Annotated in this window: 10 protein-coding genes; all 10 read right to left on the reverse strand. The window is 57.2% G+C overall.

What is annotated here, in order from left to right; all coding sequences use genetic code 11:
- Positions 1-32: 32 nt before the first annotated feature.
- Positions 33-1,793, reverse strand: a complete 1,761-nt coding sequence (locus K307_RS06540; RefSeq protein WP_042877110.1) for a GMC family oxidoreductase — start codon at positions 1,791-1,793, stop codon at positions 33-35.
- Between the two features lie 114 nt (positions 1,794-1,907).
- The gene (locus K307_RS06545) at positions 1,908-2,645 is read right to left on the reverse strand and encodes a gluconate 2-dehydrogenase subunit 3 family protein (protein WP_042877112.1); all 738 of its coding nucleotides are present in this window, start codon (positions 2,643-2,645) and stop codon (positions 1,908-1,910) included.
- A gap of 263 nt (positions 2,646-2,908) precedes the next feature.
- The gene (locus K307_RS06550; RefSeq protein ID WP_042877113.1) at positions 2,909-3,730 is read right to left on the reverse strand and encodes a crotonase/enoyl-CoA hydratase family protein; all 822 of its coding nucleotides are present in this window, start codon (positions 3,728-3,730) and stop codon (positions 2,909-2,911) included.
- Positions 3,731-3,743: 13 nt separating this feature from the next.
- Positions 3,744-4,070 carry a hypothetical protein gene (locus K307_RS06555; protein ID WP_042881516.1) on the reverse strand — a complete coding sequence of 109 codons (327 nt, stop codon included), beginning with the start codon at positions 4,068-4,070 and terminating at the stop codon, positions 3,744-3,746.
- A gap of 2 nt (positions 4,071-4,072) precedes the next feature.
- Entirely contained in the window at positions 4,073-5,452 is a 1,380-nt protein-coding gene (locus K307_RS06560) for an acyclic terpene utilization AtuA family protein (RefSeq protein WP_042877115.1), read from the reverse strand.
- A 3-nt stretch (positions 5,453-5,455) separates the two neighbouring features.
- Positions 5,456-6,208, reverse strand: a complete 753-nt coding sequence (locus tag K307_RS06565) for an enoyl-CoA hydratase/isomerase family protein (protein ID WP_042877117.1) — start codon at positions 6,206-6,208, stop codon at positions 5,456-5,458.
- A 22-nt stretch (positions 6,209-6,230) separates the two neighbouring features.
- The gene (locus tag K307_RS06570; protein ID WP_080744929.1) at positions 6,231-8,558 is read right to left on the reverse strand and encodes a CaiB/BaiF CoA-transferase family protein; all 2,328 of its coding nucleotides are present in this window, start codon (positions 8,556-8,558) and stop codon (positions 6,231-6,233) included.
- A gap of 580 nt (positions 8,559-9,138) precedes the next feature.
- Complete coding sequence (locus K307_RS06575; protein ID WP_051974718.1) at positions 9,139-9,897, reverse strand: IclR family transcriptional regulator; 759 nt, start codon at positions 9,895-9,897, stop codon at positions 9,139-9,141.
- A gap of 182 nt (positions 9,898-10,079) precedes the next feature.
- On the reverse strand, positions 10,080-11,072 hold the full coding sequence (locus K307_RS06580) for a Bug family tripartite tricarboxylate transporter substrate binding protein (protein ID WP_042877119.1): 993 nt from the start codon (positions 11,070-11,072) through the stop codon (positions 10,080-10,082).
- A 180-nt stretch (positions 11,073-11,252) separates the two neighbouring features.
- A complete protein-coding gene (locus K307_RS06585; protein ID WP_230625552.1) occupies positions 11,253-11,867 on the reverse strand; it encodes a TetR/AcrR family transcriptional regulator in 615 nt (204 codons plus the stop codon).
- Positions 11,868-12,180: the final 313 nt, after the last annotated feature.

Here is a 12,180-nt window from a genome sequence, read left to right on the forward strand (position 1 = left end):
TTTTCTCCATATCTGGATGCGGGCGGCTGGGCTCAGAGCGCACGCGGCCGCTGGACGTACGACGAAATCGCCTCCCCAACCCGCAGCGCCAAAGCCGCGAGAGGACCGGTGGGGTTGTAGCCCGAGTTGTGGGGATATACCGACGCACCGACGACAAACAGATTCTCCGAGTCCCAATGCTGCAGGTGGGGGGAGACGACACTGGTTCCAGGATCGGCACCCATGATCGTGCCACCAGTGACGTGCGTGCTCTGGTACTGCCGCGTATCAAACGGCGCTTGACGCGGGACCGCCGGACCGACGATGTCTGCACCGACGACCTTGGCAATCTCCGCCATCTTCGCTGTCACGAACCTTGACATCGCGAGTTCGTTCTCACGCCAATCGAAGTTCATGCGAACGAGCGGCTGTCCATATGCATCGGTATAGGTTGGATCGAGGTCGAGATAATTCTCCCGATGTGGATAGCAGCTACCTTGAATCGCAAGGGTCATCGAATGCGCATACCATTGGGCATTTGCGCGCTTCCACGCGGTGCCCCATTGCGGTGTGCCGGGCGGCACACGGCGAGCTCGGATAGGCCGACCATTAAACATCAGCGAGGCGATACTGCCCCCGCCAAGAAAGCCAAGCCCGGTGTGGTCAAAGTTGTCGTTATTGAAATCATCAATCCCCATCCACGTGCTGCCTGTGGCAAGGAAAGGGTTGAACCAACGGTCTTTGAGAAATAAGTTCATGGCCGATGTGGTCTGGTAACAGAAGTTCTTACCAACGACTCCGGAGCTGGACTTCGGGTCATAGGGCTTGCCGATCTTGCTGTTCAGCAAGAGCCGGGTGTTTGTCATGGTGAATGCGGCGAGCAGGACTACGTCGGCCGGCTGCAGACATTCCTTACCCGTGAGAAGATCGACGTACCGCACTGCTGTCACCCGCTTGGCTCGGCCGTCGTACTCCACACCTAGCACATGACAGTGAAGGCGTGCCTCGAAGCCCTTGCGCTGTCTGAGCATGGGGTACAGCAACACCTCGGGCGTACCCTTCGCCTGGGCTTCGCAAATGAACCGCTCGCAATGGCCGCAATATTGGCACGCGCCCAGCTTTTGGCCGTCTGGATTCGTGTAGGGTCCGGAAGAGTTAGCCGCCGGCGCCGGAAAGGCGCGGTAGCCCAGCTTCTCCGCCGCTTCCTTGAAGACAAGTCCAGACTCGCTAGCCTCCAGGGGCTTTTGCGGATACTCGTCGCGGCGCGGCGCCTCGAAGGGGTTGCCGCCCGCTTGCAGTTGCCCCTTGACGTTGCCAGCCTTGCCAGAGATGCCGAAGAGTTTCTCGAAAAGATGATGGTAGGGCTCCATCTCGGCATACGAGGTACCCCAATCCTGAATCGGCACATCGGCTGGAATTGCGCGGCGCCCATAGCGCTGCTCCAGGCGCGTGCGCAATTTCGGATCGTATTCTGACCACCGCCATGTGTGCCCGTTCCAGTGACTCGCTCCGCCCCCTAGCCCTTCGCCAGGCAAAAATGCTTCCATCCATCGCACAGGCAGCGCGACCTCGTTGCGCCGGTGCCGCAGCGTGTACGTCTCCACCGACCAATCCTGCACGGTGCCTTGTCGTGTATCCCATCGCAGTTCGTCGCGCTGGGTCGGCAGCTTTGCCTCGGCGCCATTGGTGCGGTCACCACCGCGCTCCAGCACCAGCGTGTCGATGCCCTGCGCGGTAAGCTGGCGGGCGGCCAATGCAGCCGTCAAGCCACCGCCGACGATTACGACTGTTCGTTTGCCTAATGTCGTAGCCATTGCAACTTCGTCCTCACTTGCTCACTAAGTCCAAATCACAGGTGCTAGCCCGGATCGCGCCTGTTGGATCGGATCCTTCGATAGCCGCCATCAACGCACAGGACTCATACACATCTAGCTGAAGTCGGAGATTGACTTGGGGTCGCGAGCTCCCGGGAATGGCTTCCCGCGGTACTGAAGCATGTTGACCATGTTGGTGGCAGGAAGGCCTGGGTAGCCGATCATTTTCCAGAACAGCTTGTTGCGATTCCCACCATAAATTGGATCGGCAAAGCAGGCCTGGGCGAACAACGGATACACCAATTCGTTGAACCAGGAACCCAACGCAATACGCGCGTCGTTAGCCTTGCCGGACGCGAGCTCGCTCAGGAATGCATCGGCCTCGTCCGGGCGCAGGCGATCGAACGTCTTGCCATGGCGCTTACGACATTCCAGGTTTGCACCCTCCACGCCTGCCCTGAAGTATTGCTCCGGCGTCAACGGCAGCTGATAGCCATGCTGTGGCTTGCCTTGCTGCCAAGGCCCACGCATGTAGCGCTTCGCTCCGCGCCCAAAGTCGCCGGCCAGCTGCCGGTCCATGAAGAGAGCCAGACCACAGTCCACACCGTTGGGCGTGAATTCGTCCGCCGGACACATGATGTTGACCATGGTTTCGACAAACGCAGCCTCGTCAGAACTGAAGAAGATATACCCGGGCAGCGGGTCAGCCGAAGGAGGCGCCGATTGCGCCAAGGCCGGTTTTTGCACAACTAGAGCAGCAGCCCCAGCCTGCAGCGAGAGCACACTGCCCGCGCCGGCCACCTGCTTCAGAAAGCTTCGCCGTGCCGTTGGGATATTGTCTGAATCACTCATTGCTGCCTCCTCCATCTTTTATAAATCCGGAAATTACTCCGCCGGCACAGAATGCCGCGAGCGAAACGCGGCGCGATGCCGGGTGGACAATACCAAGTCCACACCGTGTAGCAAAACGCAAATTTTCGAATGCCGCGTACGGAGCCGCCGAACGCGTTTAAGCGTAAGACTCTGCGCCGTGCTCGCCACCGGGAGCGCCTGCAAAGTAACGAGCAACCTTGTCCGCTCTGAAAACGATAACCCGAAAACTCGCCTTCAATTGATCAGTTGCCAGTGAAGCTTGGCTTTCTGCGTTCGGCAAACGATCTCACCCCCTCATGCGCGTCCGCGCTATTTGCCAGGCAAGTATTCGTCTGAGTGAAATCCGCGAGAGCGACCACAGTCCCTTCCTCGACGGAAGTACGTGCATTCAGGCGGCTCGCAACTACCGCAAGCGGCGCCTGTTCCGAAATGCGCCGAGCCACTGTGAGTGCTTCGTCAAACTCCATTCCCGTGGCAACCACACGTTGCACAAAACCAACTCGCAGCGCCTCGTCACTGTTGAATTCATCGGCGGTCAACAAGTGCAGCATTGCGTTGCCCCACCCGGCACGCTGAACCATTCGAATCGTCGCGCCACCGGTAGGCATGATCCCTCTACCAACCTCAAGTTGCGAAAACCTGCAGTTGTCGGCTGCAATGACGATATCCGCAGCAAGCATCAGCTCAATTCCAATGGTGAAGCATATCCCTTTGACTGCCGCTACCATCGGCTTGGTCCTTCTTCGATAACCTGGCAGACCCAGGTCATGCGGTTCAACCAGGCCAATGTTCTCCGGAATCGGCCGCTCCCCCCTCTTTCGGTACTCCGCGATCAAAGGCAAATCCATACCCGCGGTGAAGTGGTCCCCAACGGCATAGAGCACGCTCACTCTGAGATCCTTGTCTTCTTCCAGTCGCGTGTAGGCTTCCGCGAGCTCTAATAGCATCTTCGGCGTAAACCCATTGCGCTTTTCTGGTCGATTGATTCCAATTGCGAGCACGTGACCAATGACTTGCGTGTCGATTGCACCTTCTTGAGGCGGCGTGGTGGACGTCGGGATCATATGAGACATATCATCAAATTACATCGTCGATTGGGAGCAAAAGGAGAGCGTCACCCAAAGTCTTACCCTGGGGATCCAGTCGAAGGGAACGCATTGGCCCCCCATCGAGAACGTTCTCGAGTACAACATTTACGGCGTTGAGATTAGGTAGCGCATATACCGAGACAGCGCCCTGACAAATATCGAAAAAATGGCGCTTGATCCGATCCGGACTCAGGACTTCCAAGATGGCTTCGTAGTAGATCGGATTCCTTGCAACAACACCGATATTGACCATATCCCCCTTATCGCCAGCATGTGCCCAAGCGACATCTATCAACAGCCTACCTTGCTTTGACATGGTCATCCCCGTGGGAAAAGTCTGATGCGCGGCGTGACATGCGTCACATCGATTGTCGTCGCCCAATGCGAGTAGACTTTCGATACCTGACCACGCCCGCCGCCAATGTGGCCGGCCTGCCCGGGGGGGCCGTATAGCATCGGTGCCTGTTGTGCCGACAAGGTCCGCGCTTCCGCCAGGGTACCGACTCGCGCTGCGTAGCGAGCAAATACCTCAGCAGGTTCGGTATTGATACTCGGGTATGCATGACGTATCCGTGGACCGTGTATAGCTCCGGTCCCAAAGATGTCACTGCGACTTCCTTGAATGCGGACCCCAACTCGCTCCACAGAACGACTCATCCTTTCGAGTACCGCTTCCGCTTTAGCCACCGCGTTCGGCCACGCGTAGGGCCACATCAAAACCACGCGGTAACCATCGCGATATGTCATCGATACCTTCAGGCTGTCTGGCGGCGAGGATCCCTTAACACCGGACACGCGTACGCGATCGTCACCGCACTCTTCCAGTTGGATCGTCCTCCAATCGACCGTCGCATCGGGCGTCAAGACTGCGGCCGGATCGAACACCTCATGGAGGAGCTGCTCGGTGACACTTTCCACGTTGACGCACCCAGCCGATCCGCTAGCTTTCGTCAGGACGAAGGTTCCGTCGCTGGATACCTCTGCTATTGGGTATCCCGCAGGCTCCCGGGCTGAGATACTCGGCCACAAATGCGAATTTCCCCCCGTGGATTGGGGCCCACACTCGAGAAGATGGCCAGCGACAACCCCGCCGGCAATACTGTCCCAATCTTCCCAGGCAAATTCATGCAACAGCGGCCCGACCGTCAACGAAACATCCGCGCATCGGCCGGTAATGACAATACGTGCCCCGAGTTCGAGCGCCCGCCGTATCGGCTCCGCTCCGAGGTACGCATTCGCGCTAAGGATCGACTCGGCAACACCACTAAATGGCCCCTGATCGTCCAGACTCGCGAAGGCGTTTCTCTCGGCCAATGAGGCGAGTTGCGGCATTAGATCGTCGCCATCGACCACTGCCACGCTCACTTCATGTGGAACACCGATCTCCGACAGCAGCGCAACGACCTGGCGTGCACACTCCTCTGGGTTCAGCCCCCCCGCATTGGTCACAATCCGAACACCGTCGGCCGTCAGATATGGCGCAATATCCCGCACAACGGAAAGGAAATCAGTGGCATAGCCCTGCGTTGAATCCTTCTCGCGCTGCCCCTGCATGATGCTGAGGGTAACCTCGGCGAGATAGTCGAGGACCAGGTAGTCAACCTCGGCGCGTTCCAGGACCGCCCTGGGCTCGGCGACGTCGTCACCCCAGGAGCCTGCACCTGCGGCGACTCTGACGATTTTGTTTGCATTCCGCATGGCTCAGGACCCCGACCAATTTGGTTTGCGCCCATCCCGAAAGGCTCGCGGCCCTTCGACCGCATCCGCACTGGCGTAGGCCTCCTTGAAACAGTAGTCGCCCACGGGCAACGCCGCCGATCGGCCCATTTCGCACGCCAGATAGGTCATCTCCCGGCTTGCCTTTACCGCCAATGGCGCGTTCGATGCGATCTTCTGTGCCAGGGCCAATGTCTCCGCGGCCAACTGCTCGGCGGAAACGACACGATTCACGAACCCGAGCTCATAGGCGCGCCTCGCCGTCATCGGCTCACCGGTCAAGAGCAGTTCCATCATGACCCGCTGGGGTAACATCCAGATGAGAGGCGTCGCCCAAGGTGTCCCTCGGCCCCACCGAACTTCCGTCAATGCGAAGCGCGCATCCTCGGCTGCTGTGCACAGGTCGCACATTTGAGCAAGTAGAAATCCGCCTGCGTATGCAATGCCATTAACCTGTGCGATAGTCGGTTTTGAGACTCGAACGTTATAACCAATGTGGGGTATAGACGCTGCCTCATGCATGGAAAGGTTGGCCATTTCCTCCAGGTCCGCTCCTGCACAGAACGCTCGCCCGTCGCCGGTCAATATCGCAACCTTTGCACTTGAGTCGCGCTCAAACAGCATTAAAGCATCGTGCAAAGAGCGACGCATTTCATCGTTCATCGCATTCAGTTTCTCAGGGCGTCGAAATGTCAGCGTCGCGACCCCCTCCTTCACTTCATAGGACACATGTTCCATATTCGATTTCACCTCCCCCTATCTAAGCTGATTTGATCGCGCCGCCGGCCATCGACGCAAGTACCTCGTCGGTATGCTCTCCAAGCAGCGGCGCTCCCTTGGCTACGCCAGCGCTGCGCCCGCCAAAGTGCCAAGGCACGACGAATATCTCCTGAGGCCCTATGTAGGGGTGAATCGCCGAACGTGTCAGTCCACGTGCCAACCTCCATTCGGATTGCAACATCTCCTCGTAAGAGGCAACAATCTCACAATCCACATCTAGTGCCCTGAGCTGTTCGGCAGCTTCATGTTTCGACCTGGAACGGAACCAGCTTTCAAGCTGTACTTCGATCGTATTTTGTTGCAACTGCCTGCCAGCGAAGTCAAGTCCGCGCAGCTCATACAACGTACCGCCGATAACCTGCGTGAGTCGTGCCCAGGCTGTATCGTTAGATACCGAAATCGATACCCAGTCGTCCTCACCCTCGCAGGCGTAAATCCCGTGCGGGTACGCCTCAGGTGCAGCGTTCCCTCTGACTTTCACGTGACCGGCTAGCTGGCTTTCCGCGACGGGAGCAGGCATTAGTGCCAGCATTGCGTCCGTCTGCGAGAGATCGATCCACGCCCCTGCCCCTGAGTGCCTGCGTCGATATAGCGCTGCAAGGAGTACGGCCATGCCATGCTCTGCGCCATTTGGATCCCCCAATGCTGGCGTCGCCATGCCAACAAATGGCGCCCTTGCCTTATCCGATCCATATCCGACAAGCGATTCCATTCCCGTCTGCGACGACATAAGACCAGCGTACCCTTTCATACCCGCCAGCGGACCTTCCTGTCCCGCCATGCTCATGGAAAGGAGAACAATTCCTGGATTCCGCTTCGCCAATTGGTCGTATCCGAGCCCGGCTTCTGTTAACGCACCCGGCCGCATGTTCTCCACCACAACATCACAACTTTCAACAAGCTGTAATACCTGTTCTCTACCGGCTTCACTTTTGATATCGATGAGCACGCTCTTCTTGCCGTGATTGACCTGGTTGAACCAGGGGTTCATCTCGTGAGCAGGCCCATCTCCCGACGCATGTAGCGGTTTCCCACGCAATCGCAATGAGTCAAGCCGCGAGGTGTGCTCCACTTTGATAACCTCGGCGCCGAGATCTACCAGCTGCGAGGTCAACATAGGACCCGACCACACCCACGTGAGGTCGAGGACGCGAACGCCATCCAGCAATGCCGCAGGACTCTCCGTCGTAGACTCGGTAGCTTGACTTTGCTGCACACTACCGCCATTTACATCGCCGGCGATTCGCCACGGCACGCTTGGCATCAGGATGCTCTGGCCGGACGCAGCAACATCGAAGGTCTCGAACGAACCACGGTATTGAAACTGCTCGTCTGCGAAAATCTCCTCGATGTATCGCACTCCGCATGCCGGAAAGTCGTACTCTCCAGCCAGCAAGGTCACTTCCTCGCGCGTGATTTTGCTGAGCCAAGGTAGTAGATGCGAGTCTGCCTCGTCGGCGTATTCCACTGCGACCCGCCGGGGATCCTCGAATCGAGGATCTCGAGACCATTCCGGATTGCCCATCGCATTGATGAGCCCAATCCATTCCTTGGAGCCGCGACAGTAGATGGCAACGTAGCCATCCTTGCATGGAAACAGGCCACAGGGATACACGCCGCCCGACTGGGGCGGGCGCGTACCATCACGCCGCCACGGTCTTCCATATGGAAGAAAGTTTTGGGCCAACGTCCCCACAGACCGTGCGACGACGTCGCGCACTGATACCTCTATGGGTAGGATTAGTGGGGACGCCCGGCCCAGTAGTGCCGCCAATCCTGCAGATACCCCGCTGATACCCGCCTGATACTCAGAGAAATTGCACGGCAGCGTGAGCGGGGCGCCATTCGCCTCGCCAACTGAAATGCTCAGGGCCGCCGCCGCTTCGCTTGTCAGCGCGCTTCCGTTCCGACTGGCATCTTCCTCGACACTCGCGAATGCGAAGATCAATGGAATAGCACCGGACTTCAATGCATCCGGTGCAAGCACACGTTCCCTCAATTGAGCAAGCTGCGGGGACGTGTCGACAATTACAATGTCCGCACCCTTCATCGCGGCGGCGAGGGTCTCCTGGCCGATCGCGCTCTTTCCTCGATGAAGAAAATCTGTCGCGGCCTGCCTTGCTGCCCCTTCCGATCGGATGGCAGTCGTTGTATCAAGCCTGGCTACCTCGCAACCCAGGCTCGCAAGGACACTTGTAGCGTAGGCTGCGGAAACGCCTGTGGAAATCTCTAATACCTTGAGGCCAGACAACAGCTCCGATCCATTCCGCCAGCTTCTGGAAGCTCTTATTTCAAGATCTTCATTCATGAGAATATGATGAACCTTTTAACAGGTTGAAGCAAAAATACAAGATGCCATGACCGCTTCGATTGGCGACTCGCGACAAGACCATACTAGGACGTCGCAATGACGGCATCAACGCGCTCTGTTCACATATCTGAATAATGATCGCCCACTCAGATTTATGAGCGATTCAAGAACTGCCTGCGGCCACACGCCGGCTGTGGGGACCACTCATCTCTGAGTGCAAGTGGAGGCGGAAGTGGATGAGCGACTGTCAACCACGGCCGGCCAATGCCCGATCATGATCGTTTGGCGGCCGTCGGCGCCAGCTTTGCTACTCGATCTGCAAACCTGGAAAGGTTGGGATATCCGGCGGCGGTAGGGCGTGCCTCACATGCACGAGGCCTCGGCTGGTCGCAACTTTCGCCATTGGTCCGCGACCAAAGGATGGCAATAGCAGACCCTATGCACGTGCGTCCGTGAGGTATCGGTTGGAATCTGCACAAGTTGCAGCGCAGGCCTCACTCAAGTGACGGATCCATTTCCAAAAAATGCCGCGAACGATCCGACATGAATTGAATCCCCGTGGCAGTTGTTCACTTGATTAGTGCGCAGCGGATTTCGGATGCAGGTCAAGGACGCGTCTAATATAGGTCTTTATGAGGCTAGCGTATTCAGCGGGGCATGCGGAAATAATATTGCTTCGACCGGATATTGATATGGCCATACGTTCCTCCGCCTCGCGGTGTGGAAGCGCCACACAAACAAGCGCTGCGCCAGCATAGAGACGATCCGAAAACACGTAGCCACTCTCCCGGATGCTTGCAAGATCCCTAAGCACTGTTGGAAGAGACAACTGGCCCTCTACATCGTGTTGCATTGCATTGTGCCGGAATATCACTTGCCGCACCTGGGGCTCTGGCATCGTGGAAAGGAACAGGCGTCCCACGCCTGAAGTGGCAAGGGGACGCGTGTCCCCCGGCATGATGCGAAGCGGCGCGGGTTTCACCGCAGGAACAACCGATACGTACTTGATGGAGTGTCCGGCTGGAACCCCAAGCGTAACTGTCTCCCCTGTGGCCTTACTGAGCTCCTCCATGAGGTGGCATATTTCCGAGCCTGCTGCCGGCATGCCATCGATCCAGTTTCCAAGCAGCGCCACCCGAGACGTCAGTCTGTACCGTCTTCGTTCGTCCTGGACGACATAACCCATACGAACCATGCTGCGCAAGAGTCCAACCGTGCTCGATGGAGGAATCCCTAACGCATTGGCGATCTCCGAAACGCTCGCGTCTCGGCGCACCCCGTCGAAGTACTCCAGAATCTCGAGCACGCGAACGGCAGACTTTACATTCTCCGGCATGGGCAACCTCTTACTCGGTCGAATTTTCTTGCAGTGGGGTCATCGTAGGCAAGCAGAAATCGATGTCAATAAGGGATTGCCTCCCGCAGGATTGCGCTGTGAAATCTGCATCCCCCCGCACCATCATCCGGGGCCTGTCAAAGCGATACCCTCGTGGAGCAACCGCTCACCTGATATCAGCGCTATTTGACCACATCCACTTGCAGATTTGACTTCTGAATAACGGCGCGCCACTTTTCGACCTCGCTTTCGAAGGTCTGACGTACCATATCGGAAGACATTGGTTGGTAAAGATCAATTTGCGATCCGGCGGCCTGTTTTTGAAATTCAGGATTCTTGACCATCTGATTTACATTGTCCCGCAAGATGTTGGCAACGCTATCAGGGACTTTAGCTTGAGACATCAAGTAGAAGTTCATCACCGCAGATACTCCTGGAATTCCCGCTTCTTCTGCTGTTGGAATGCCCGGTGCAATTGGCGAGCGTTGTGGCGCCAAGACAGCCAGGATTCGCAGCTTACCGGCTCGATGCAATTCGATCACACTTCCAATTGTTAGGAATCCGATCTGCGTCTCGCCGCTTAGCACCGACTGAATGAGCGCCCCTCCTCCCTTGTAGGGAACATGCAGAATATCGACTCCAGATTTCTGTTTGAAGAGTTCACCCGCCACATTGGTGATTGACCCGACACCAGCAGAGGCATAAGAAAATTTTTTGTCCCCTTGCTTCAGGAGTTTCAGCAAGTCGGCAATGGTCCTTGCGGGTACGTCATTGTTAACGAAAATGACGTTCGGAGTCGCGCCCAGCAATGCGATTGGCCGTAGATCGGCCTGCCGGAAATTCGCGTTGCCAGGGTTGACCAGGGGCGCCAACACGCTGCTGCTAGTAGAACCCGCGAGGAGGGAGTATCCGTCCGGAGTCGAGTGTGCGATGAAGGCGCCAGCGATGAGCCCGCCAGCGCCGTCTTTATTGACCACCACAACGGGTTGCGCCAATTGCTTCCCGAGCTGCTGCGCTACCGTTCGCGCAAAAGCATCCGTTGGACCACCTGCGGAAGTGCCTACAAACAATTGGAGTGGCCTGGAAGGAAACTTTGTTTCGCCGCGTGCCACCATACTTTGCAGTATGAAAGTGGCAATCGCCGCGCACAGCAGTGTGCTAAAAAATTGTCTCATCGCATCCCCTAGTTTGGTGATTTGTGTCAGAACGCCTTCCCGACTTAGGCTAGCCCGGCCACCGAATCGCCGGCAAGAGAATGTGGTTCGATTTCACATATGCGAATACTTGACGCTGTCAGCTGGAGACGCTTGGCGGAGCTTAACGGAAAGGTCACCTCGATTCAGAGCTCCAATGCGCTACGCCTGAGGCGTTTGATCTATCGCCGCGAGTGTCGCTTCGCTAGCCGAGATCGAAACTCCTGCAGCTTTGAGGAGTGTGCGGGCGGCAGCAATTGCGGGGCGCATCATTGCGGAGTTTTGATGGATCAAAACCGCCGCGTACGCCCCGTCAACGAGTAGCGCCAGCTGTGTCGCCAAAGTATCAGGGTCATCGACATCAAGCTGTGACAACAGGCCCCGGTACCACAACCGGCGACTTTCCTTGTAGGCGATAGCCAACTCCCGCGCCTTGCTATCCTCGCTGCCGATCTCGGCGAGCACATTTAGAAACGCACAGCCGCGGAATTCACGAGCGCCATTCAGAGAGCGCGCGATCCACTCCAGGTTGGCCAGGATCTGCTCCGCCGGCGGTTTGGTGGAGGCCGCGGGTAGCGGCCGGAAGCGCCCTTGCAAATAGGCAATCACCAAATCGTCCTTTGACGGGAAATGCCGATAGAACGTCTTCTTGCTGATACCTAATTCAGCCGCAATTGCGTCTACACCCACCGATTTGATTCCCTGGGCATAGAACAGCCGATCCGCTACCGCCACGATCCGTTCACGCATCGCCAACACCCCATCACTATCTCCCACCAGAAATCTCCTAGCGCCTCGAAAGTTACATTTACCCTCTTGGTCCCGCGCCCCCCACGGAAACGGAAACCTATCTGTTTCCACCCACACCGGATTTCCATTGCATCCTTGAAACCAAACAAGGACACTGCTATTGTAGTGGAAACCGATAAGTTTCCAAGGACCATCTCAGTGTGATGAATGCGCCTCAGCCATGGACGCATCGCATATCGTCAATGGCCGCAGAGAACGTAATTCGAGGGTGCCCGCTCCAGAAAGCGTTTGCACGCGACATATCCCAGGCATTGGCGATATCCAGTAGCACAATGGCAGC

Origin of the sequence: Cupriavidus necator A5-1 (genome assembly GCF_000744095.1) — a bacterium.
Taxonomy (GTDB): domain Bacteria; phylum Pseudomonadota; class Gammaproteobacteria; order Burkholderiales; family Burkholderiaceae; genus Cupriavidus; species Cupriavidus necator_A.

Coding starts and splice junctions, on each gene's coding strand:
- K307_RS06540 (WP_042877110.1), bottom strand. CDS start 1,793: ATGGCTACGACATTAGGCAAACGAACAGTCGTAATCGTCGGCGGTGGC.
- K307_RS06545 (WP_042877112.1), bottom strand. CDS start 2,645: ATGAGTGATTCAGACAATATCCCAACGGCACGGCGAAGCTTTCTGAAG.
- K307_RS06550 (WP_042877113.1), bottom strand. CDS start 3,730: ATGATCCCGACGTCCACCACGCCGCCTCAAGAAGGTGCAATCGACACG.
- K307_RS06555 (WP_042881516.1), bottom strand. CDS start 4,070: ATGTCAAAGCAAGGTAGGCTGTTGATAGATGTCGCTTGGGCACATGCT.
- K307_RS06560 (WP_042877115.1), bottom strand. CDS start 5,452: ATGCGGAATGCAAACAAAATCGTCAGAGTCGCCGCAGGTGCAGGCTCC.
- K307_RS06565 (WP_042877117.1), bottom strand. CDS start 6,208: ATGGAACATGTGTCCTATGAAGTGAAGGAGGGGGTCGCGACGCTGACA.
- K307_RS06570 (WP_080744929.1), bottom strand. CDS start 8,558: ATGAATGAAGATCTTGAAATAAGAGCTTCCAGAAGCTGGCGGAATGGA.
- K307_RS06575 (WP_051974718.1), bottom strand. CDS start 9,897: ATGCCGGAGAATGTAAAGTCTGCCGTTCGCGTGCTCGAGATTCTGGAG.
- K307_RS06580 (WP_042877119.1), bottom strand. CDS start 11,072: ATGAGACAATTTTTTAGCACACTGCTGTGCGCGGCGATTGCCACTTTC.